This window comes from Shewanella sp. SM29 (assembly GCF_025654245.1).
Classification (GTDB): domain Bacteria; phylum Pseudomonadota; class Gammaproteobacteria; order Enterobacterales; family Shewanellaceae; genus Shewanella; species Shewanella oncorhynchi.
On the sequence record NZ_JAKKRN010000036.1, the window covers coordinates 1 to 21,398 of the forward strand.

At 45.8% G+C, this 21,398-nt stretch carries 21 protein-coding genes, 1 tRNA gene and 3 rRNA genes; 9 read left to right on the forward strand and 16 right to left on the reverse strand.

The window, feature by feature from the left end:
* From L5L77_RS19015 to rrf (L5L77_RS19030), 4 genes are all read left to right on the forward strand, one after another.
* Positions 1-233, forward strand: a 23S ribosomal RNA gene (locus L5L77_RS19015); the annotation flags it as partial.
* Positions 234-368: 135 nt separating this feature from the next.
* Positions 369-484, forward strand: a 5S ribosomal RNA gene (gene rrf, locus L5L77_RS19020).
* A 38-nt stretch (positions 485-522) separates the two neighbouring features.
* A tRNA-Thr gene (locus L5L77_RS19025) sits at positions 523-598 on the forward strand.
* Between the two features lie 37 nt (positions 599-635).
* Positions 636-751: ribosomal RNA gene (gene rrf, locus L5L77_RS19030) — 5S ribosomal RNA — on the forward strand.
* A gap of 264 nt (positions 752-1,015) precedes the next feature.
* Here rrf (L5L77_RS19030) and hemB read toward each other — a convergent pair.
* The 12 genes from hemB to rraA form a co-directional block, all read right to left on the reverse strand.
* The gene (hemB, locus tag L5L77_RS19035) at positions 1,016-2,023 is read right to left on the reverse strand and encodes a porphobilinogen synthase (protein WP_263186321.1); all 1,008 of its coding nucleotides are present in this window, start codon (positions 2,021-2,023) and stop codon (positions 1,016-1,018) included.
* A gap of 9 nt (positions 2,024-2,032) precedes the next feature.
* Complete coding sequence (locus L5L77_RS19040) at positions 2,033-3,919, reverse strand: diguanylate cyclase (protein WP_263186323.1); 1,887 nt, start codon at positions 3,917-3,919, stop codon at positions 2,033-2,035.
* Positions 3,912-4,715: a TatD family hydrolase gene (locus L5L77_RS19045; RefSeq protein WP_173496411.1), complete on the reverse strand. Its 804-nt coding sequence runs from the start codon at positions 4,713-4,715 to the stop codon at positions 3,912-3,914. Before L5L77_RS19045 ends, L5L77_RS19040 begins: the two co-directional genes overlap by 8 nt.
* Entirely contained in the window at positions 4,715-5,245 is a 531-nt protein-coding gene (locus tag L5L77_RS19050) for a hypothetical protein (RefSeq protein WP_173496412.1), read from the reverse strand. The genes L5L77_RS19045 and L5L77_RS19050 overlap by 1 nt, the downstream gene beginning before the upstream one ends.
* Before the next feature lie 45 nt (positions 5,246-5,290).
* Positions 5,291-6,043 (reverse strand): twin-arginine translocase subunit TatC, encoded by a 753-nt coding sequence (gene tatC / locus L5L77_RS19055; protein WP_168825778.1) that lies wholly within the window; start codon positions 6,041-6,043, stop codon positions 5,291-5,293.
* A 3-nt stretch (positions 6,044-6,046) separates the two neighbouring features.
* A complete protein-coding gene (gene tatB, locus L5L77_RS19060) occupies positions 6,047-6,535 on the reverse strand; it encodes a Sec-independent protein translocase protein TatB (protein WP_173496413.1) in 489 nt (162 codons plus the stop codon).
* 6 nt (positions 6,536-6,541) lie between these two features.
* Complete coding sequence (gene tatA, locus L5L77_RS19065) at positions 6,542-6,781, reverse strand: Sec-independent protein translocase subunit TatA (protein ID WP_006083329.1); 240 nt, start codon at positions 6,779-6,781, stop codon at positions 6,542-6,544.
* A gap of 59 nt (positions 6,782-6,840) precedes the next feature.
* Entirely contained in the window at positions 6,841-8,490 is a 1,650-nt protein-coding gene (gene ubiB, locus L5L77_RS19070; RefSeq protein ID WP_105251211.1) for a ubiquinone biosynthesis regulatory protein kinase UbiB, read from the reverse strand.
* Positions 8,487-9,107 carry an SCP2 domain-containing protein gene (locus L5L77_RS19075; RefSeq protein ID WP_263186325.1) on the reverse strand — a complete coding sequence of 207 codons (621 nt, stop codon included), beginning with the start codon at positions 9,105-9,107 and terminating at the stop codon, positions 8,487-8,489. The genes ubiB and L5L77_RS19075 overlap by 4 nt, the downstream gene beginning before the upstream one ends.
* Entirely contained in the window at positions 9,107-9,862 is a 756-nt protein-coding gene (ubiE, locus tag L5L77_RS19080; RefSeq protein ID WP_006083326.1) for a bifunctional demethylmenaquinone methyltransferase/2-methoxy-6-polyprenyl-1,4-benzoquinol methylase UbiE, read from the reverse strand. The genes L5L77_RS19075 and ubiE overlap by 1 nt, the downstream gene beginning before the upstream one ends.
* A gap of 245 nt (positions 9,863-10,107) precedes the next feature.
* A complete protein-coding gene (locus tag L5L77_RS19085) occupies positions 10,108-11,172 on the reverse strand; it encodes a formimidoylglutamase (RefSeq protein ID WP_263223332.1) in 1,065 nt (354 codons plus the stop codon).
* A 129-nt stretch (positions 11,173-11,301) separates the two neighbouring features.
* Entirely contained in the window at positions 11,302-11,787 is a 486-nt protein-coding gene (gene rraA, locus L5L77_RS19090) for a ribonuclease E activity regulator RraA (RefSeq protein ID WP_105251214.1), read from the reverse strand.
* A gap of 324 nt (positions 11,788-12,111) precedes the next feature.
* On the opposite strand from rraA, the gene L5L77_RS19095 reads away from it, so the two are divergent.
* The 5 genes from L5L77_RS19095 (at position 12,112) to L5L77_RS19115 (ending at position 16,321) form a co-directional block, all read left to right on the forward strand.
* Positions 12,112-12,360 carry a YgjV family protein gene (locus L5L77_RS19095; RefSeq protein WP_113940145.1) on the forward strand — a complete coding sequence of 83 codons (249 nt, stop codon included), beginning with the start codon at positions 12,112-12,114 and terminating at the stop codon, positions 12,358-12,360.
* Positions 12,361-12,774: 414 nt separating this feature from the next.
* On the forward strand, positions 12,775-13,287 hold the full coding sequence (locus L5L77_RS19100) for a phosphatase PAP2 family protein (protein WP_263223333.1): 513 nt from the start codon (positions 12,775-12,777) through the stop codon (positions 13,285-13,287).
* A gap of 70 nt (positions 13,288-13,357) precedes the next feature.
* Positions 13,358-14,398, forward strand: coding sequence for an MJ1255/VC2487 family glycosyltransferase (locus L5L77_RS19105; RefSeq protein ID WP_105251217.1), 1,041 nt, complete (start codon positions 13,358-13,360; stop codon positions 14,396-14,398).
* Positions 14,399-14,539: 141 nt separating this feature from the next.
* Positions 14,540-16,000 (forward strand): thioesterase, encoded by a 1,461-nt coding sequence (locus L5L77_RS19110; RefSeq protein WP_173247305.1) that lies wholly within the window; start codon positions 14,540-14,542, stop codon positions 15,998-16,000.
* A 96-nt stretch (positions 16,001-16,096) separates the two neighbouring features.
* Complete coding sequence (locus L5L77_RS19115; protein WP_173247302.1) at positions 16,097-16,321, forward strand: DUF6500 family protein; 225 nt, start codon at positions 16,097-16,099, stop codon at positions 16,319-16,321.
* A gap of 12 nt (positions 16,322-16,333) precedes the next feature.
* On the opposite strand, the gene L5L77_RS19120 is transcribed toward L5L77_RS19115, so the two are convergent.
* The 4 genes from L5L77_RS19120 to L5L77_RS19135 all read right to left on the reverse strand — a co-directional run bounded on the left by L5L77_RS19120 (position 16,334) and on the right by L5L77_RS19135 (position 21,256).
* Positions 16,334-16,948: a DedA family protein gene (locus L5L77_RS19120; RefSeq protein WP_173247299.1), complete on the reverse strand. Its 615-nt coding sequence runs from the start codon at positions 16,946-16,948 to the stop codon at positions 16,334-16,336.
* Between the two features lie 210 nt (positions 16,949-17,158).
* Entirely contained in the window at positions 17,159-18,079 is a 921-nt protein-coding gene (locus L5L77_RS19125) for a manganese-dependent inorganic pyrophosphatase (protein ID WP_212600488.1), read from the reverse strand.
* Positions 18,080-18,222: 143 nt separating this feature from the next.
* Entirely contained in the window at positions 18,223-18,684 is a 462-nt protein-coding gene (locus tag L5L77_RS19130) for a YhcH/YjgK/YiaL family protein (RefSeq protein ID WP_263223334.1), read from the reverse strand.
* Positions 18,685-18,862: 178 nt separating this feature from the next.
* Positions 18,863-21,256 (reverse strand): TonB-dependent receptor plug domain-containing protein, encoded by a 2,394-nt coding sequence (locus L5L77_RS19135; RefSeq protein WP_263223335.1) that lies wholly within the window; start codon positions 21,254-21,256, stop codon positions 18,863-18,865.
* Positions 21,257-21,398: the final 142 nt, after the last annotated feature.

The window sequence follows — 21,398 nt, forward strand, 5'->3', positions numbered from 1 at the left end:
CGAACGAACCGCTGGTGTTCGGGTTGTCATGCCAATGGCATTGCCCGGTAGCTACGTTCGGAATCGATAACCGCTGAAAGCATCTAAGCGGGAAGCGAGCCCTAAGATGAGTCATCCCTAGGAATTTAATTCCTCTAAAGAGCCGTTCGAGACTAGGACGTTGATAGGCATGGTGTGTAAGCGTTGTGAGGCGTTGAGCTAACATGTACTAATGACTCGAGAGGCTTAACCATACAACCCAGATGGGTTTTACGGACCTTAGACAGAATATCKACACTTGATRAAGTKTGAACTCAAACAAAGCAAATCAGCTTTCCGAATTATTATTAACGTGGTCCAGMGATGGACACGGTAATAAACAGAATTTGCTTGGTGACAATAGCCTTGTGGAACCACCTGATCCCATCCCGAACTCAGAAGTGAAACGCAAACGCGCCGATGGTAGTGTGGGGTCTCCCCATGTGAGAGTAGGTCATCGCCAAGCGCCTAATTTAAATAATCTTAATTGATTAGTATAGAATTGCTGATATGGCTCAGTCGGTAGAGCGCATCCTTGGTAAGGATGAGGTCCCCAGTTCGATTCTGGGTATCAGCACCATTACAATCTAGTGTTTAATCCTAGAATAAAGAATTTGCTTGGTGACAATAGCATTGTGGAACCACCTGATCCCATCCCGAACTCAGAAGTGAAACGCAAACGCGCCGATGGTAGTGTGGGGTCTCCCCATGTGAGAGTAGGTCATCGCCAAGCGCCTAATTATCTCATTGAGATGTAACCAAGCCAGCTGAATAAGCTGGCTTTTTTGCGTCTGTAATCTGAACATTCTTTGCACTAATAGCAATGCTGCCGACTGTAAGTATTGCTATTAGCTTTGTTGGCGAGTTTTTTCTTCCCCTCAATACACAAGCTTTGCTTCCAGATTTTTCACTATTAATCGATAAAAAAAAGCAGCCAGAAGGCTGCTTTGAGGTGGTACTTTTGCATTAGTTTCGCATTAGTTTCGCATTAGGTTGCTTAAGCTTCTTTAAGCCACTGGGCAGCACGTTTAGCGAAGTAAGTTAAAATACCGTCTGCGCCTGCGCGTTTAAAGCAGAGTAGGGATTCCATGACGATGGCTTTTTCTGCTAACCATCCATTTTGGATTGCAGCCATATGCATGGCGTATTCACCACTGACTTGATAGGCGAATGTTGGTACTGCAAGTTCAGTTTTAACGCGATGCACTATATCTAAATACGGCATACCTGGCTTAACCATCACCATATCGGCTCCTTCTTGGATATCGAGTGCGACTTCATGCAAAGCTTCGTCACTGTTCGCTGGATCCATTTGATAGCTATGCTTATTTCCACCTTTGAGGTTACCCGCTGACCCTACGGCATCACGGAATGGACCGTAGTAGTTTGAAGAGTATTTTGCCGAGTAAGCCATTATTTGGGTGTTGACGTGCCCTGCCGCTTCTAATGCTTGGCGAATCGCGCCAATACGGCCATCCATCATGTCCGATGGTGCAATGATGTCTGCTCCAGCATCGGCGTGTGACAGTGCTTGCTTCACTAAAATCTCGGTGGTGATATCGTTAAGGATATAACCTGTTTCGTCTATGATGCCGTCTTGACCGTGAGTGGTGAAAGGATCTAGTGCCACGTCAGTCATGATTCCGAGCTGTGGAAAGGCTTTTTTGAGCTCGCGCACCGCACGTTGCACTAGGGCATCAGCGTTATAGGCTTCTTCTGCCATTAACGTTTTTTTCTCTGCAGGTGTCACAGGGAAAAGTGCAATCAATGGGATACCTAACTCAACCAGTTCTTCAGCTTCTTTCAGTAGCAAGTCTATCGAGTAGCGCTCAACACCGGGCATAGAGGCTATTTTTTCACTGCGATTAGTGCCTTCTAGAACAAACATTGGGTAAATCAAGTCATTGACCGTTAGATGATTTTCGGCCATGAGGCGACGGCTAAAATCATGTTTACGCATGCGGCGCATTCTACGCTGAGGGAAGGCACTGGTAATGATATTCACATTTGACTCCTAATTAGGTACTGGTCTTGCTTGATCCGACAAATACAAGCTGACTTGATTACGTCCACCGTTTTTGGCTTGGTAGAGGGCTTTATCTGCTTGTTCTAGTAATTTAGTACTGTGTTGATCGTGGGTCACTATATTGGCACTGACTCCGATACTGATAGTCAAAGGTATCGCTTCACCTTCCCATTCAAAATGAATAGAGGCAACAGCGTCTCTTATTGTTTCAGCAACTTGGAGAGCACCTTCTGCAGTTGTATTAGGAAGGATGATAGCAAATTCCTCCCCCCCAAAACGTGACACTAGATCCGTTGGCCGTTTTAAATGCTGCTGTAATGTTTGAGCTATTGTACGTAATGCTTGATCGCCTGCAAGATGACCGAATCTGTCGTTGATCAGCTTGAAGCGATCTATATCAAGCATTAACAGTGCTATGGGAGTTTCTTGCCTGCGACTGATCCGGCTTTCAGCGATTAAACGTTTATCAAAGGCACTGCGGTTTTTGACCCCAGTTAAACTGTCGATAGTGCTTTGTTCAGTGAGTTTTTGGTTTACTTCATGCAATTCTCTGAGCGTGATTTCAAGCTCTAAGGTACGTTCTTGTACCATTTGTTCGAGTTTCTCATTGCTCTCGGCTTCCGCTTTTAGGGCTTCTTCCCGCGCACTACGAATTTTCTGTGCTTGTTTCAAGGCTTCTTGCTGGATACGTAGTTTAGCTTTGCGCTCATCGTTATAGCGGATGGCGAGCACCAGAGACATGAAGATAATTTCAAAAGTCAGCCCAAGCATCACAGGCGTTTGCGGTTTTAAATTGAGGTCAATCACGCTGAGATAAAGCAAGCTACTGATGCAGGCGCCTGTCAGCATACTCACCCAGCCAATAGTGTACATACGTGCCAGTTTATGGCCATTGATAGCCTGAGTAATGGCAAAGACCATCAGGACTAGGCTGAGTACTGCAACGGAAATGATCTCGATATAGAGCGCCGTTCCATATTGGATAAATGGTGTGGCGAGTCCAACACAGAGGATATACACAGCACTATAGCGACAAGTGAGTAACATACGGCGGTTTAAATATTTGAGCTGTAATATTTTTTCAGTAAACATTAACGCAAATGCCATAACGATTGGCAGTAAAAACGGCACCATAACTTGCTGCAATAGCGGCCAGTCTGGCCAGAGGAATCGGAAGGCAAAACCGTTAATCGTGGCAACGAGTAAGGTCATGCTAAGGACATAGCCAGAGTAATAGCTGTAGCTGAATGAGCCCGATGCTATGGCGATAAAAAGGCTAAAAATGCCAATTGCGGCAAGTACACCAAGTTGGAATCCATGCTCAACGGCGGTAGATTCGGCAATTTGAGCTAAGTCATTAGAAGACCATAGGTTTAATGGTACTGCAGCACTACCTTCAGTTTGAATATGCAGATAGAAAGTATGGGAGTCATCTGTGTTGATCTTGAAAGGATATAGGAAAATATTGCTCAAGAATGGTCGATCCTCATAGGGGAATATATCACCCATCAGCACAGTATTCATGAGTTTATTATTGACTAAATGGTAGATAGTTACCTTGTCTAACAAAGGGTTATCTAGCGCTAAAATGCGCGAAAGTGTTTCGTCAGGGCTGGTTAAGCTGAAACTGAGCCAAAAATCATGGCCGCTGAGTTTTTGAATGTCTTTATTGGTAAAGTTATGCCAATCAGTTTTTGGCAAAGCTTGTATTTCGGCCAGTTCTTTTGCTGGTGTAGGGTGGCTGACCATTAACCAAGGCGTAAGGTTTAAAGGTGTCGTGGTTGACTCGTCAATGCTCAATAGGGTTGCCAAGGCCTGTGTTGGGTATATCCATAGCCACAGCAAGAGTATGAGTGGCATGTTTTTGTTAAGCATGGATTCGATCCAAATTAAAAAACGCTAAGCTATTTTGGTAGCAACGTTTTGCAAACTCATCCGCATCTTCTCCGCGTAGGTTTGCAATATAATTTGCGATATAAGGAAGGTATTCGGGCTTGTTTTTGCTCGATTTAGGCTTGGGCCGCATACTACGGGGGAGTAGGTAAGGGCTATCTGTCTCGATTAAAATGCGATTCTGCGGAATAAAGGGAACGAGTTGCGCTAGTTCTTGGCCGCGTCTTTCATCGCAGACCCAACCTGTTATGCCTAAGTGTAAATCTAGGTCAATATAGGCTTCCATCTGTGTGTGAGTGCCAGTGAAACAATGCAAAAGCGCGCCACTAAGCTGTGGGCGATATTCCCGCAGGATAGCAATAAAGTCTTCGTGGGCATCGCGTTCGTGCATTAGCACCGGCATTTGCAGTTCAACGGCTAAGGCCAGTTGGGCAATAAAAGCTTGGCGCTGGATAGGTCTCGGGGAGAAATCACGATTGTAGTCTAAACCACATTCGCCAACGGCAACCACTTGCGGTGCGTGACAGAGTTCAGCTTGTCGAGCGTTTGAGCCATCATGCCAACCACTGGCATGGTGGGGATGCACACCAGCAGTGCAGTAAAGTTGGTTAGGATATTGCTCGCATACAGCAATGGCTGCCGCACTTTCAGTTAAATCGCTGCCAATAACAATTAACGGCGAAACCCCTTGGTCCGCCGCCGCTTGTATTATCGATACAGTATCTTGTTCGAGTGCGCTGCCAAGTAAATTGACAGCGATATCTATGTATGAGGGCATTATTTTAGACGTTTTACCCGAACCTTGGCATTGCGATCATCGGTTCCCATTAAAAAAGAACCTAAAGCGGCTTTTTCAATATAGACAGTTTCACCTTGCTTAACATTGTACTTACGGCCATCAGTTTGTTTCCATACCTGACCGTTAGTGAAAGTCACTTTAATGTCTCCGTAGGCATCTTCAGCTATAGATTGAATCTCTAAATAAATCTTATCGACAGTATTTTCTTGAACACGCTTGGCTTCCATCCCAAAGTCATCGGCAATTTTTGCCGCTGGTGCTTGGGGGGCGGTTGCCACTATCGCTGCTGCAGTCGTAGGGACTGCAACTGTTGCTACTGTAGCCGGTATCGCTTGAGTGCTAATGGTGTTAGGTGTCATGCCTTTTAGGCTTTCTGCTAGCTTGTCATAGCAAATCAAGCGGTCGAGTTTATCGGCGGTTGCTGCACATTGGGTTAACTGTTGTTCAATGCTGGCATTTGCTTGGACAGATACAAGCATGATCGCTGCCGTGATAAGGGTTAAGCGCATGAGAATGTTCCTTATTATATTATTCCCCTAACGCCTTCGAGGACGTTAGTCGTTTGTTTGTTCAGTCTCTTCGTCTGACTCGTCATCTGGTTTGCTGTAGAAACGAGCCGCTAATAAACCGCCTTCGAACAATAACAGCATTGGTACAGCAAGCATAGTCTGGGAAATCACATCTGGTGGGGTTAATAGCATGCCGACGACAAAGGCGCCCACTATGATATAAGGACGTTTTTGCTTGAGATCTTCAGGTGTAGTGACACCTGACCAGCAGAGTAAAACAACGGCAATGGGGATTTCAAAGGATAGACCAAAGGCAAAGAACAGCTTCAGAATAAAGTTAAGGTAACTGGTAATATCTGTCGCAACTTGAACTCCCTCTGGCGCATTGTTAGCAAAAAAACCAAAAACAACAGGGAATACAAGATAATAAGCAAATGCAATGCCGAGATAAAACAATAAGGTACTGCTGAATAGCAGTGGCATCACTAAGCGTTTTTCATGTTTATATAAACCCGGTGCCACGAAGGACCAAATTTGAAATAACACGTAGGGCACTGCCACAAAAAATGATAAAACGAGGGTTAGTTTGAAAGGTGCAAAAAATGGTGCAGCGACATCCGTCGCAATCATGCTGCCACCAAGAGGTAAAGACTGCATTAAAGGTATTGCCATGTAGTGGTAGATATCATTTGCCCAGTACACACTACAAATGAACACTAATAACACACTGGCAATGGATTTTAGCAGCTTGGACCTAAGTTCAAGCAAATGGCTGATAAGTGGCTGCTGTTGCGACATGAATTATCCGTTGGCTTTCGGGTTAGAACTGGTATCCACGCCCTGAGATGCCTCACTTGAAGCAGCGGGAGAGGCCGATGTTGGACTCGCCTCTGCAGTGGCTGTTGGATTAGTTTGGCTAGCTTGAACTGGATTCACTTGAGCAGGTGTGTGAATTTGATTCTCAGGCGCAGGGGTGTCTTTTGATGGATCCTGAACCTGATAAGGGCGGTTCACTGACTGTGCCGCTTGCTTTAGTTGCTCAATAGACTCTTTGAGTTCAGGTGAGAGGTTAGATAAACCTTTGCTCTCTGCTTTTTTAAGATCGGCATGCAACTGCTCGATCTTCAGCTCCTGCTCAAGTTCTTCTTTTACCGAGTTCGCCATGCGTTTCATCGCACGGATCCAACTCGTTACCGAACGCACCGCAACCGGTAGACGTTCGGGGCCAAGAACCACTAGCCCCAAAACACCGATCAGCAGCAGCTCCATAAAGCCGATACCGTCAAACATAAAGAGTTACGCCTGTTCTTTGTTAGACTCAGGTTTCTTTTCAGTCGCCTGTTGAGTTGTTTGCGCTGTTTTAGCCGCTTCGGTGTCTTCTAATGCCTTCTTGTCTTCTTCTGAAGACATGGCGTTTTTGAAGCCTTTAACCGCACCACCTAAATCACCACCCAAAGAGCGTAATTTCTTAGTTCCAAACAACAAGACAACGATTAACGCAACGATAAGCAGTTGCCAAATACTAATACCACCCATGAAGGTATCCTCTTAATTGATATCGGTTCTATTATGAACCTCTGATTAATTAGTGCTAGCTAAAATTTGCGATTCTTTGGCCTAGATCGCCATCCTACAAACCACAATATCATGCCTGAAATTAGACAAACATAAGGGGTCCATAGTGTAGCGTCTCTATTAATCAATAACGTGCCACAGATCAATAAAACGGCAGAAGTGATAAGCAAGTAGTTACTCTTGTGTGCCTGCTGCTGATATTTCAAATACTTATCTAGCATTTGTTGCTGAGAACTCAGCAATTTCCTGCCTAACTTAAGATTATCGTAAATTAGTTCAGGGAATTCAGGTAGTTTATCAGCCCAATATGGCAGTTTTGTGGATACCTTTTTAAACATAGCTTTAGGACCGACTTGGTCGGCCATCCACTGCTCTAAAAAGGGTTTGGCGGTTTGCCATAAATCCAACTGCGGATACAGCTGACGGCCTAAGCCTTCGATGTAGAGTAAGGTTTTTTCCAACAATACCAATTGCGGTTGCACCACGATATCGAAGTGGCGCGCAGTGCGGAATAATTCCAGTAACACATGACCAAAGGAGATCTCGTCGAGCGGCTTGTTGAACATAGGTTCACACACCACTTTGATGGCCTGTTCGAAAGCTTGTAGATCGGTTTTTTCCGATACCCAGCCAGACTCAATATAGAGCTGGGCGATTCTGTGATAATCGCGATTAAAGAAGGCGAGGAAATTCTCGGCGAGATAGCGCTTATCGACTTCGCTGAGTGTGCCCATGATGCCGCAGTCGAGCCCAATGTAGTATGGGTTCTCAGGATGATCGCGGGAAATAAAGATATTGCCCGGATGCATGTCGGCATGGAAAAAGTTATCGCGGAATACTTGGGTAAAAAATAGTTCAACACCGCGCTCGGCCAATAACTTAAAGTTGGTACCTTGCGCTTTAAGTGCGGCAATATCCGAGACAGAAATACCGTAAATACGTTCCATCACCATCAGGCGTGGATAGCAAAACTCTTCATACACATAAGGCACATAGAGCGCATCTGAGTTGAGGAAGTTGTTGCGTAGTTTGACTGCGTTTAAGGCTTCGAGCTTAAGGTTTAACTCGCCTAAAATGGTCACGCGGTAATCTTCGATCACTTCAGCAGGGCGCAGTCGGTTACCTTCACCGAGGAGGTATTCAATCAGTTTGGCAGTTTGCGACATCAACTGCAGATCGGCCTGGATTTTAGCTTCTACATTAGGGCGCAGCACCTTAAGTACGACGTCTTTACCGTTAGATTTGAGGGTCGCGGTATGCACCTGAGAAATAGAGGCTGAGGCCAGTGGTATTTCATTAAAGTCATCAAATAGGGATTCAATCGGCGCTTTTAGCTCAGCTTCAATCGCTTGGCGGGCAAGTGCACCATCAAAGGGCGGCACTTTGTCCTGTAGCATGGCCAATTCACTGGCCCATTCATCGCTGAGTAAATCGCGGCGGGTTGAGAGCATTTGTCCAAGCTTGATATAAACGGGGCCGAGTTCCTGCATCGCCAATTTTAAGCGTTCGCCACCGGGCTTATTTTTATGCTTATTGCGGATCCAGAATAGGCTGTTACGGGCGAGTTTAAAGTACCAAGGTGTCATCTTTGGCGGCAATACGTCATCTAACCCGTACTGAAGTAAGGTCTTGATGACGTGGTAACCGCGGCGGATACTGGCAAAGGTCATGGCTTAATTTGGTCTCTTAATTGGGCAATCCGTTGTTCAATCGCGCGAGTGTCGGCAACTAAATCATCCATTTGATCGCGAAAGTGCACTAACTCAATTGGGTGCGGTGCGAGGCGATACTCTTCAACTGCGAGTTGTCCTAAGTGGGAGCGGGTTTTACGCAATACTTCGAGTGCAAAGTCTTTTACCTGATGGCTAGAACAGATGAGTTTGTGAGTGGGACCATCACCTAAATAACGGGATATTGTCTCGGCAAAGTCAAACTCGATGCTGCGTAGATATTGGCTAAAGCTTTGTAATAAATTGAGATCGCCTTCAAGCTTGAGTTTATCTTGCTTGATTAGTTCAGTCAGGTTTGCGCCTTCGGACACGCGGTAAAGCGTCGTCGCATCGGCATGTAGACTGACATCAACATCGCCTTCATAGCGGCTCAGTACTTGGATCTCTTTGGCAAACACTAAATAGAATGGCCAGCTGAGCTGTGATAATTGGATACGAAACACTTTGCCATGCAACTGGCGCTGGCGTAAATAATCGTCGCCCGCTTGGGCCTGAAGTTTTTTCAGACCCGTTTCAATTGCGGCGCAGGCAAGCAGCACAACTTCTTGCGGCATCATTAGAATTTATAACCACGGTGCAATGCGACAATGCCGTCGGTCATGTTGGTGTAGTCGACTTGTTCAAAGCCTGCATCAACCATCATTTGTTTTAATGTGTCTTGATCTGGGTGCATGCGGATCGATTCAGCCAGATACTCGTAGCTGTCGGCATCTTTAGTGATGAGCTCACCCATCTTAGGTAAGACTTTGAAGCTATATAAATCATACACTTTACGCATGATTTCATGCTGAGGCTTAGAGAACTCTAGCACTAATAACTTGCCACCGGGCTTAAGCACGCGGTTCATCGAACGCAGCGCCGCATCTTTATCGGTCACGTTACGCAGACCAAAGGCGATGGTAATGATGTCGAAGTGGTTATCGGGAAACGGCAGTGCTTCGGCGTTGGCTTGCACATAACTGACATTGTTGACTATGCCCTTGTCGCGCAACTTAGTGCGCCCGACTTTTAACATGGAATCGTTAATGTCAGCTAAAACCACTTCACCTTTATCGCCCACTAAGTGAGAGAATTTTGCAGTTAAGTCGCCTGTGCCGCCGGCCAAATCGAGCACTTTCATGCCAGGGCGGGCGCCAGAGACTTCAATGGTGTAACGTTTCCAAAAACGGTGAATGCCGAAGGACATCACATCGTTCATTATGTCGTACTTAGCGGCAACAGAATGAAACACGCCGGCAACGAGTTCAGCCTTTTTATCGGCCTCTACGGTTTTGTAACCAAAGTGGGTACTTTTAGATTCGCCCTCAGACATCAATGTGTTCCTATTGTTTTGCAATGTATTAGTTGCGAGTGTAAGCCATCGCCTGCATTTGCTGAATCTTTGATCTATCACTCTGTGATCGAGCTAGTAAACTAACTGCAATGCCTTAGCTTGAGGCACCCCTGAACAGTCGTAGGATTAAGTGCTTAGCGACCACGTAAAATGGACTGGCATTAGACCACAATATCAGGATTTGGTGAATAGCTTAGCGCCCAGTTGGGTGTAACTGGTGATATTCATTGTGCCAAAAATTGCATACGAGCCTGCACATAAGCGTAGATAAGCTCGCTTAGGCTTTGGCCAACATCCCTAAATCCGGCTTCAATCCCAGCTTCGTGGCAACTTGGTGCAGCCTCGGCTAAATGCAAATATGCGCATGGGCAGTGGCGGGCGATATAGCTGACATAATGCGCCGCATCGAGCAATGGCACACCTGCAGCGGTTGAAGCGCTACTGGGCATTTTAGCGATAGCATCGACGTCAAGTTCTAATCCTACGGGTAAACCTGTGTCATTAAGTTTGGCGGCGATTTCAAGTAAAGCTTGGCTAAGGCTGATTTCACGGCGAACCCAAATTTGTTGCAAGCTATGCCAAGTTCCCCCAAATTCGCTGAGTTGGCTTAGGTTTGCTTCGCTGTTTTTTAACTCGTGTAAACCCAGTACATGGTAGCAACCTAAGGCGCCGCGATCGGCTGCGTAACTAAAGCCATTGCCGCTGTGACGGCCTTCAAGCAAACGAAAATCCGAGTGAGGATCGAGATTCACCGCGGCGACTTGGCGTTGGTAGTGGCCGTAGGTTGCCATCAACAAACCATAGGCATTGTTGTGGCCGCCGCCGATGAGTATGGGTTCTAAACCCGCTTTTAAAATCGCACTGACGATGCGGATCACGCGCTCATCGAGTTGCTCCACCGCATCACGTAATTCATCTAGGGTAACGTTAGTGTTATCTGTAGTATTGCTCGTAGTTTGTTGCTGCAGATCGGCGGTGTTCACTTGGCCTAACACTAGGCATTCGGCGCCAGAAAGAAAATGATTCGATTGTAAATTGAGCCATTGGCGCATACTGGTTGTGAACGCATCGGTTGCACCGCCGCGGCCTAAATTGGCACGTGGGCCTATATCTTCGCCAACGCCGATAATGGCAAAGCTTGCACCGTGGGCTTTTGCAGTGGCGAGTATGGTCTCTAACGTGTGTTCGTGATTGGCCAGATGGACGCATTGGCCTAGCTTAGTTTCGCCCGTTCTTGTGCTGACGAGTGAGGCGATATCGGTATGGGTAAAAGGAATAAATTCAGGCATAGATTGATATTCTTATTCGGCCAGAGTCGAGCTATTGTGGCCAGAGTAGGGCGAGGATTCAATGGGGAAACGCTGAAAATAGTGAATAAAAAAGCCAGCTTAGCTGGCTTTCTTGACTGAACAGTGAGATTACTCAATGTCGAGTGGTTCAGGTGATAAAATTACGCCTGTGTTATCAGCATAAATGTGATCGCCGGGTAAGAAAGTCACACCGCCAAAATTGACTGGAATTTCCACTTCGCCCACTGAATTGCCATCAGCACCCACTGGAATTGAGGCAAGGGCTTGAATACCAATGTCTAACTCTTCCAATGCATCCACATCGCGCACAGAACCGTAAACGATAATGCCTTCCCAGTTGTTGCTAACCGCAAGTTCAGCGATAGCACCATCGATCAGCGCACGGCGTAATGAGCCACCGCCATCAATGAGTAAGACTTTACCTTGGCCATCCTCTTGTAGGACTTCGGTAATTAGGCCGTTGTCTTCAAAGCACTTGATGGTGCTAATAGAACCGCCAAAAGAGCTACAACCACCGTAGTTACTGAACATGGGCTCGACTACATCTACGACATCTAAGTACATGTCACATAGTTCTGAGGTGTTGTATTCCATATTTACACTCCTATTGATCCGCGTTGCGTACAGTTTAGCGAGTTTACGCCAGTATAAAAGGGATTATTGAAAAGAAAAGTGTTATCAATCACGGTATTGTTGCCACTTGGCTGTTAACACATCTGTAGTAAATTTTCGTCACACTATAGAATTTATTCGGTAAAACTTGATATTGGTCATTAAATAACGGTTTTTTATTACAACTCTGTTGCGCGTTTTGGTATTATATCCCAAGTTTAAATTAACTTACTTAACTTAATTTGCTTTAGGGGCATGGACCCCCCGTTACGCTTATGGACGGTAGAGGGCCTTCGAGAGGTGCCTATGGAAGCTGTAAATACGATTGAAATTATTGGTTATTTTGCCTCTATAATGGTGGCGATCTCTCTAATGATGAAGAATATCATTTGGTTGCGATGGTTGAATTTTGTAGGATGCACTCTGTTTGTGGTTTATGGGGTGTTTATTTCTGCTTGGCCTGTGGCCGGCATGAATGCGTTTGTTGCTTGTATTAATATTTACCATTTGACAAAAATTTACCGTGCTAAGGCAAATACTCCCGCCGCAGCCTAAGTTTTATTGGATTGTGTTGCTCTTGAGATTAACGTTTAGAGCAACACAATATCCTGTCTCAGTCCTATCGCTATTTCTAAATAAATCCCTTAGCCCCAGCATAACGTCTCTAGAATCCTTCTAGATCAAAACCTCAGCCATGCTTCTTGTCATAAAACCTTCGAGCAGATGTCACTTAGCCGTCACAGGTCTTTCTTAGTCTCAAGCTATCTAATAGTGCTTTAGCTAATGTGATTTAGGTTTAACTATTAGCAAACAGTAAATTAGCCGTGAGCAGTCAATAACGAATTCAATCGTGAATAGAGCCTTGGTGAGTCGGTTGGTTTCAGACTAAGCACTCTAAGCGTCGTCGAGAGAATGCACAGATTAACATCACAGTAAAACTCGCTGGTATGCCAGCAAGGAGCCTGTTTTATGTTGAGTTACGTTGCAGACTTAGATAAGCGAATGTTTTGCCATATCGTGAGCTTCACCCAGCACCATGGTTTATATGCCCATGCAAAGCGGGTGTCAGCGAGTGGCGATGGGCATGTGTATTTATATTTGTCCGTGGGTTTGATGCTAACGCACGCTCAAGGACAGGCTCTATTTAATTTGATGTTAGCGAGTTTTTTGGTTGAGTTACCTCTGTATTTACTATTGAAAAATAGTATTCGTCGGACACGGCCATGCCATGCATTAGTGGGATTTGAGAGTGGTTTTGAACCATCGGATTGTTTCAGCTTACCGTCTGGTCATACAGCTGCGGCCTTTGTGATGGCAACGAGCGTGGCACAAATTTATCCTGCGGCGGCTCCTGTGGCGTATTTATGGGCTTTTAGCATAGGGGGCTCACGTATTGCACTTGGCGTGCATTATCCCTTAGATATTCTGGCGGGAGCCTCATTGGGAATTGGGTCGGTATTGCTGGTTCCTCCAGTGATTTAATTCAAATATGCGCCTGTTAATCATTTCATTAGTGGGAATTCTCCTTCACTCATCAGTTTAAGGATACGTAATGCGAATACTCTACGGAGTTCAAGGCACAGGGAATGGCCACTTAAGTCGTGCACGCGTCATGGCTAAAGCATTGATGAAACAAGATATTGAAGTGGACTTTCTATTTTCGGGGCGTAAGCCTGATCAGTTTTTCGATATGGAGTGCTTTGGCGATTATCGCGTTCAAGCGGGAATGACGTTTGCGACGCACTCCGGGCGCGTGAATGTGCCACAAACTGTCCGGCAAAATTTGTCCTTGTCGTTATTTAAAGATATTAAAGCATTAGATCTTAGTTGCTACGATTTAGTGCTCAACGACTTTGAACCTGTGTCGGCTTGGGCTGCGCGGCGCCAAGGCGTGCCATCCATTGGTATTAGCCATCAGGCGGCGTTAACTCATCCGGTGCCAAAACTCGGTAGCACTTGGTTTAATGAGATGCTGCTCAATTATTTTGCACCAGTGGATGTGGCGCTGGGGTGTCATTGGCATCATTTTGGCTTCCCTATTTTGCCGCCTTTTGTCGAAGTGGATGCCAGCCCATTCGAACACACGCATCAGATTTTAGTTTATTTGCCTTTTGAAGATGCGGATATGATTGCTCATTTTCTGTCTCATTTTAGTGATTATCAGTTTTTGGTATATCACAGCCAACAACCTAAAGGCCAAGTTGCTGAGCACATTAAATGGCATGGTTTTAATCGTGAGGGGTTTAAGCAACATCTTGCCAGCTGCGGCGGTGTGATAGGCAATGCGGGTTTTGAGCTTGCCAGCGAAGCATTAACCTTAGGTAAAAAACTCTTAGTCAAACCACTGATTGGCCAGTTTGAGCAGTTATCGAATGTGGCGGCGTTACAACTTTTAGCGGCTGCAGATAGCATGATGAGTCTCGATGTGAACATAGTTAAGCGCTGGCTTAAAACGGCATCGCCTAATCCAATCGCATATCCAAAGGTGGGGGATACGCTGGTTAAATGGATTAACGGTGGCGACTGGCACAATAGTCAGCCGCTGTGCCAAGAGTTATGGAGCCAAGTCACGCTTCCCGATACTTGGCGTTAAACAGCGTTGCTGTTCAGATGAAAAGCAACTTAGGCACTAGCTGGCTTAATTGCGTTAGCGTATAATTTCGTCAATTTTGCTGTTAGTCCCTTTCAGCACGTCTATTTTGGCCTAGCCTGGCCGTTAATTATGTTGTTATAAATGAGCCTGAAAAAGTTTACTCAGTACAAGTTACTGTTTTTAATGTTGTTATTACTTTGTGTCCTACTTCCTTTTATTCCAGATCAGGCTTACCACATCCCCGGCCCTGATATCGCTAAGCAAAATTTTCATGTGATTGAGTTTAATGATAAAGGTCAGCCCCACGACGAAAGGCAATGGCAAGGTTTAGAGACGCGAATTTTACACCCAGAGCCTGCACAGATCCCTGAATTATTGATTTTTGTCCATGGCTGGCATCATAGCGCTGAGCCTAAGGATGAAAACTTTATTGCCTTTGAGCAGTTTTATCAGCAAATGGCCGCGTCCGATACCCAGCGCAACTTGTTGGGTTTGTATATTGGCTGGCGGGGCGATAAATACGATCCTTTTTGGATCGATGGCTCAGATGATGCAAAAAGTTGGATAGAACCCTTAGATTTTCCTACTATTTTACAGCGTAAACGGGTTGCTAAACGTATCGGGCAGTTAGGTCTATCACAGCTGCTGGATAAGCTTGATAGCTTAGTAACACAGCATAAACTGCTGCGTTACACTGTGATTGGCCATAGTCTTGGCGGTGCTGTTGTTTTGCATGCGAGTAAAGATCGCATCAAAGCCGCCATTGATAATCAGCAGGATAATCCTAATTTATTCTTACTGTTAAATCCCGCCGTACCTGCTAAAGAGTATCAGCCATTAGATACGTTGGTGAGCTTAGATAGACAAAAACCGAGTATGGTGGTGTTGCAATCGAAGGGGGATTTTGCAGTAAAAGAAGCCTTCAATTACATCAAGGACGGCGAGCGCGCTGTCGGGAACTCTTGGGCTATTACTCACGATATTGACAAATGCTCTGGTGGCAATTGCACCACGCCAATGAAGATGCCTTCGGCCTTGATGGCGCACGATCAAATCCCTGGCTGTATGATGACGCTGCCTCAATCGGGCTGGAAAATTCGTGCTCGCCTGCAGGCTCGTCGTACCGTGCAAACCTGCCCCGATGCCAATATGCAAGCCGTATGGGTACTGGCCGTGTCTGACGAAATCGTCTCTGGGCACAATGGCATTCTCACTCCAGAGCATGGTAAAGCCTTGTCTGAGGTGATGCGTATGATTGATTTATATCGAAATCAATTACCTAAACATGCGGTGGAAAGCCCTGCAAACCAAGATCTCGGCACCTTAGCGCCAGAGTCAGAAGCTGCAACATCTACCGAAGGTGAAACGCCTGTGCCACAAGAGCCAGTGATTATTGTCGAGCCTTTACCTGAAGAGCAGAGTTCACCGACACCTAAGGTTAATGCACCATTGCAGGAGCCAAACGTATCACAGGAACAAGATAAGCCTGCTGCGACTGAGGCGTCACCCGCGCCAATTAAAGCGCCGGAATCAAAGCCTGAGGCTAAGCCAAATGACGGCGCAGAGTCTCAACCTAAGGTTGAAACTGAAGGCATAAAGTGATCGGTAGCTGTACGGAGTAAGTGATAGGGGATACATCTAGTGTTGTATGTCATTGAAAATAGGTAATAAGCTGGTGAATAAACTTTATGAGTCAATATGAGAGCTGAGTTAAGAGCAAAAATCATCACTGTTTGTCATAAAAAAATTGAGACTAAAGGCGATAATGTCGGCCTCTCATTTTACGCTTTCTTTGCGAATAAAAATGATAATCCAGAGCTACTTATGGAAGCCGCAACTTGGTGGATTCAAACTCATCGTTTAGACCATTTTGTTAAGGCTCATAAGGTGATAGAGATGATCCAAAAGGAATCGGAAGAATAGACTCTAAAGCTGTTACTGCGGATTTTTGGTTTGCCACCTGCGCCAAGTAAAAGTGATTAGTGCGGCGAGTATCAGACTGACCATGGCCCATGTGGGGTATTTATGCTGGTGGTAAAACGCCAGCATGGGAGCGATTTCATCGCGGATTAACACTGGGCCTAATCCAAAGAGCGTCACCCAAATGCTGGTGGCGAGAGCATTGCCAATCACAAATTGTTTTAGTGGCATTTTAGCGAGACCGCAGCCGATAAACATAAATTGTTTTAATCCCTCAACAAAACGACTCAGCACTAAAGCGGCAATGCCATATTGACCGATAACGCTGTGGATTTTATTTTCCAATGGCGGCTTTATCCACCCTTTTTTGAGTAATACGTCGCCAAAGCGCCAGCCGATAAAATATCCTAAACAGTTACCGCAGAGTGCTCCGCAAGCAGCGACGATTAATACCAATGGCAGTGACATTTGCCCTGTAGCGGCTAATAAACTGGCGACAATTAATAAGGATTGTCCTGGCGCCGGAATGCCAAAACCCTCGACAGCAATCGCGACAAATAGCAGAACATAACCATATTGCTGCAGCCAAGGCGTGAGTTCTGTGATGATATGTTGTAGCGCTTCTGGCATAGATGAAAGTGATCAAATCAATGTGACGATAGGGTCATCATACTCGCCAACTTCTCTGGTTGGATAGATTTATGAGCAAAGTTTCATGCCCGTTTTAGTTAGTGGCGGTGAATAGGCGTAACGCAGGGGGGCAGTTTTTACCTGAAATATAAAAAAGGCCGAACTCAGTTCGGCCTTAATACCTGTACTACAGTCGTGACGATAAAGCGACTAGGCGAATGCTGCTTGTAGCTGTGGTACTACTTGTTTCTTACGGCTTAATACGCCGTCTAACCACACTTTGCCATCGACGGTATCTTTACCGTAGGCACGTTGGGTCAGCTCCGCATCGTCAGACACAATCAACAACTCTGAACCTTCTTTCATGATGTCAGTCAGCAGCAATAAAACGCTGTGGCGGTTACCTTCCACTTTGAGCGCTTTGATATCGGCTTCTAGCTCGGCCTTGATATCGTCAAATACTGACAGGTCGATCACTTCTAACTGGCCGATACCGACCAAGTTACCGTTCATGTTGAAGTCTTTAAAGTCACGCATTACTAAGTCGCGTGCTGGTGTGCCTTGTACGGCGGATTTCACTTTGAACATTTCCATGCCCAGTTCTTTGAAATCTTCAACGCCGGCGATCTCAGCTAATGCTTCAACGCAGCGAATGTCTGCAGTGGTGCAAGTCGGTGATTTGAAAATCACGGTATCGCTCAGAATGGCGCACATCATGATGCCAGCGATATTTTTAGGGATAGCGACTTGGTAAAAGTCGAACATCATCTTGATCACTGTGTTGCTGCAACCTACTGGGCGGATCCAGCATTCTAGCGGTGTATCTGTGGTGAGATCGCCTAGCTTGTGGTGATCGACAATCCCGACGATAGTCGCTTGGGCGATATCATCCGGTGCTTGAGTCAGTTCTGAATGGTCAACGATATACACTTGCTCGCCAGCGTAGCTGGTTTTGTATTCCGGTGCTTCGAAGCCGAAACGTTCCAAAATAAAAGCAGTTTCGGGTGACAATTCACCTAAACGTGCGGCAATGGCTTCTTCACCGATTTGGTTTTTTAAATAGGCTAACGCGATAGCACCGCAGATTGAATCTGAATCGGGGATCTTGTGACCGACAACGTAAATGGGCATTTCAGGGACTCTCCTTTAAATTTGTGACAATTTTAGCAATATTTGGCTTTAATCGGAAATAGCCAAAGCGCATATCACTGCGCTCTTCAGTTGCTATTTCTCTAAAAATCGAACGCTCAGGTTCGGCAAAGATGGCTTAAGGTTTAGATCTTCACTTTTATCACGACTTTACGCACAGCCGTGGCGATATCGCCTGTGCCGGGCATATGCATGTCACCGGGGAAAAATAACGCAAACATGCCTGTTTTGAGTTTGATATAAGAGGCATTGGCTTGGTTTGCCTCGTAATCAAACTCGGCGTAATCGTGTTTTTCAAAATAGGGTTTCGAGGGTGTTTGCTCCGCTAGTGGCAAGTAACCAAACTCTTCTTCACCGCTGAAAACATATTGCACATCGATATATTTTTGATGAACTTCAAAGGGTTCTGTCGACTTATGCTTGGTTTGATAGTCATTCACTATCACAAAAATATTGTCGCCATCGAGGGGATAATTGCCTACGGGTAGCTGACTAAAGTCGGTCGTCGCTAGATGTTCTAATGCAGTCGCAAGCCGAGGGCTTAAGGATTGATAAATATGGCGGTTTTTTAAGGTATCGACGATCATCGGCTACTCGACATGGTGGAAGTGAAATGAGCGAATGGTAAAGATTATAATCCGATCACCACAGTTAGGACATAAGCTTTGTCGATTGGAAGCAGGTCTAAACATTTCGGCATAAAAAAACAGGCCATTGAATGACCTGTTTCTACATCAAGTATTATTAAACTTAGCTAAAACGGGTTTAGTAAGTGTATTTGGCTTCTAAAAAGTAGTAACCACCATTAAAGCCAAAGGGGGTATTGGTTAATGGGTATACAAAGATACCATTGAAGTTATTGTTATCAGGTCGTTTTTCTGGATACACATCAAACAAATTTTGCACCCCAGCCGTAAAGCTTAGCGCATTGGTGGCGGCGTATCTTACCGACAGATCCATCACCCACTGATCGCTATAGTTCACATCACCCGTTGAATAACCTTCACTGTAGTCACCAAAGTAGTTTAAGCGGATATTGGTTTTAAAATCCCCGAGTTCATGGGTCAGCCCAATACTGCCCGTGTTATGCGGTGTGGCAGACGTCATGCGGGTTCTTTCTATACTATCAAAGAGTTTCTTGTCTAATCCGCCTAAAATAGAGGGTAGATTGATGTCTTGGATCTCGGTTTTATTATAGGCATAGGCTAAGTTCGCCCGTAAATCGCCCCAAGTGCCAATATCAAAGTCTTGGCTAACAACAAGATCGACCCCGCGAGTTCGGCTATCGACGGCATTGACGAAGAAGCGTGCTGAATCAGCATTGGTACCTGCTAGTGCGGTCGCAACCGCGGGGCTATCAGCGGGTCTTAGAGCGCCAGATAAAATGATGCGGTCATCAATCTCGATTTGGTAAGTGTCGAGCGTTACCGCGAGGCCAGCGTTATTGGTATAAACAAGACCGAGACTGAATGATTGAGATATTTCAGGTTCTAGCTCGTTAATTCCAAGCGCCTTTGTCACTGGTGATAAGGTGTTGAAGGTGCCTGATTCAATAGGAACCAGTTGCCCCGTCACTGGATCGGGATTAAACAACGTCGAGATATTGCTGAAGTACAGTTGTTGTACGCTCGGCGCTCTAAAGCCTGTATTGATAGTGCCACGCAGGGCTAAGTTGTCGGTAAAATCGTAACGACCCGCGAGTTTCCAGCTCGTGTTGCCGCCAAAGTCAGAGTAGTTTTCGTAGCGTAGCGCTGCCGCCCAGTAAAACTCGTTGGTTAATTGGTTTTCAAGTTCGGCATAAATGCCTGTGTTATCGCGCGTTTCATCAACCTCAGACTCAGGGGTAAAACCGGTGAAGCCTTGGCTACCCGCCGCTTTGCCATTATAGCCACCATTGATATACGAATCTTCTTCTCCGGCTTCAATTTCATAGCCGTTTTGGCGCCATGAAACACCGGTCGCAAACAGAATTTCAGAATCGTTTATAAAGGCAAAATAACGGGAAATATCCAAATTGATATTGGCTTCACGGGTCGATAACGTTCCTGCGTCGAACTCGGTAGGAGTTTCAGGGCCTAAGGAAGCATTTAAGGTATTGACGATATTATAGTTAAATGAATTCTTGCCATATCCCACTGAGGCATCAATATCCCAGTCACTCAGGTTGAATTCATAGCCTAGGGTAAGAGACGAATCGATAATTTTGGGGTTAATTTGTGGTAAAAAACCGTCGGGATACACTTCGGGTAAGTTACGGGCATCGAGAGCTAAACGGTAAAAAGCACCCGATTTAGTTTCACGTTGGCTAATACCACCAAAGGCATACAGTTTTCCGTCGGTAGATATAGGCTGAGCCGCATTGATAAACAAACCGACATTATCATATTCGGCATCACCAACGTGGTGGCTCTTACGGTTAAATGTCGCTTCGCGCGGATCTGCTGAGCCATCAGCTAACTTAGGGTATTGCTGCCGTGGATCTAACCCTGCGCGGTTTGTGCTGTCTTTGTGATGCGCTTCGAGGGCGACATTCACAAAGCCATCATGGTTTAAACTGATCCCATGGTTAACGCCTATGCGCCATTGCTCACCGTCACCTTGGTAGGTTTGTCCGGCTTGCGCCGAGACGCTACCGCCTTGATCGCTGTCCTTGAGTACCACGTTAATCACGCCAGCAATCGCATCTGAACCGTATTGTGCCGAGGCTCCATCTCGGAGAATTTCAATGCGTTTTATCGCTGTCATTGGAATAGCATTTAAATCGACGTTAGAGGAGCCTTTTCCCATGGTACCGCTTAAATGTACTAGAGCAGAACCATGGCGACGCTTGCCATTTACGAGTACTAAGGTGTGGTCTGGCGACAGGCCGCGTAAGCTCGCGGGGCGCACCGCATCTGAACCGTCAGTCACCGAGGAGAATGGGAAGCTATAGCTTGGCGCAGCAAATTGCAGCGCTTTAGCGGTTTCCGTCATACCTGTTGATTCGAGTTGTTCGGCAGTAATGATATCGACCGGCGCAACACTGTCAGTTGCCGTGCGTAGTGCTATGCGTGAGCCTATGATCTCGATTTTTTCGAAGCCGGTTTGTTGCTCTTCGGCTTGGACTGCTGGAATAACCAGTGTGGATGACACTGCCAATGCGATAACGGCTAGACGCATAAAAACCTCTCAATGATGTTTGTAACCCAATACTCGAACTTAGGTGTGCAGATAAAATAACAATCTGATGCCGAGAAGGTTATCATTGTAACAATTGTTACATTTAGACGTAAATGTGCTAACTCAGAGCCTAGTGTTCTAA

What these genes read in the sequence shown, in the direction of transcription:
- L5L77_RS19105 (WP_105251217.1), top strand. Translation starts at nt 13,358, where the DNA reads ATGCGAATACTCTACGGAGTTCAAGGCACAGGGAATGGCCACTTAAGT.
- ubiB (WP_105251211.1), bottom strand. Translation starts at nt 8,490, where the DNA reads ATGACCTTTGCCAGTATCCGCCGCGGTTACCACGTCATCAAGACCTTA.
- L5L77_RS19050 (WP_173496412.1), bottom strand. Translation starts at nt 5,245, where the DNA reads ATGCGCTTAACCCTTATCACGGCAGCGATCATGCTTGTATCTGTCCAA.
- L5L77_RS19040 (WP_263186323.1), bottom strand. Translation starts at nt 3,919, where the DNA reads ATGCTTAACAAAAACATGCCACTCATACTCTTGCTGTGGCTATGGATA.
- L5L77_RS19125 (WP_212600488.1), bottom strand. Translation starts at nt 18,079, where the DNA reads ATGCCCATTTACGTTGTCGGTCACAAGATCCCCGATTCAGATTCAATC.
- L5L77_RS19100 (WP_263223333.1), top strand. Translation starts at nt 12,775, where the DNA reads ATGTTGAGTTACGTTGCAGACTTAGATAAGCGAATGTTTTGCCATATC.
- ubiE (WP_006083326.1), bottom strand. Translation starts at nt 9,862, where the DNA reads ATGTCTGAGGGCGAATCTAAAAGTACCCACTTTGGTTACAAAACCGTA.
- L5L77_RS19130 (WP_263223334.1), bottom strand. Translation starts at nt 18,684, where the DNA reads ATGATCGTCGATACCTTAAAAAACCGCCATATTTATCAATCCTTAAGC.
- L5L77_RS19120 (WP_173247299.1), bottom strand. Translation starts at nt 16,948, where the DNA reads ATGCCAGAAGCGCTACAACATATCATCACAGAACTCACGCCTTGGCTG.
- L5L77_RS19045 (WP_173496411.1), bottom strand. Translation starts at nt 4,715, where the DNA reads ATGCCCTCATACATAGATATCGCTGTCAATTTACTTGGCAGCGCACTC.
- tatC (WP_168825778.1), bottom strand. Translation starts at nt 6,043, where the DNA reads ATGTCGCAACAGCAGCCACTTATCAGCCATTTGCTTGAACTTAGGTCC.
- L5L77_RS19115 (WP_173247302.1), top strand. Translation starts at nt 16,097, where the DNA reads ATGAGAGCTGAGTTAAGAGCAAAAATCATCACTGTTTGTCATAAAAAA.
- L5L77_RS19110 (WP_173247305.1), top strand. Translation starts at nt 14,540, where the DNA reads ATGAGCCTGAAAAAGTTTACTCAGTACAAGTTACTGTTTTTAATGTTG.
- L5L77_RS19095 (WP_113940145.1), top strand. Translation starts at nt 12,112, where the DNA reads ATGGAAGCTGTAAATACGATTGAAATTATTGGTTATTTTGCCTCTATA.
- L5L77_RS19075 (WP_263186325.1), bottom strand. Translation starts at nt 9,107, where the DNA reads ATGATGCCGCAAGAAGTTGTGCTGCTTGCCTGCGCCGCAATTGAAACG.
- L5L77_RS19135 (WP_263223335.1), bottom strand. Translation starts at nt 21,256, where the DNA reads ATGCGTCTAGCCGTTATCGCATTGGCAGTGTCATCCACACTGGTTATT.
- tatB (WP_173496413.1), bottom strand. Translation starts at nt 6,535, where the DNA reads ATGTTTGACGGTATCGGCTTTATGGAGCTGCTGCTGATCGGTGTTTTG.
- rraA (WP_105251214.1), bottom strand. Translation starts at nt 11,787, where the DNA reads ATGGAATACAACACCTCAGAACTATGTGACATGTACTTAGATGTCGTA.
- tatA (WP_006083329.1), bottom strand. Translation starts at nt 6,781, where the DNA reads ATGGGTGGTATTAGTATTTGGCAACTGCTTATCGTTGCGTTAATCGTT.
- L5L77_RS19085 (WP_263223332.1), bottom strand. Translation starts at nt 11,172, where the DNA reads ATGCCTGAATTTATTCCTTTTACCCATACCGATATCGCCTCACTCGTC.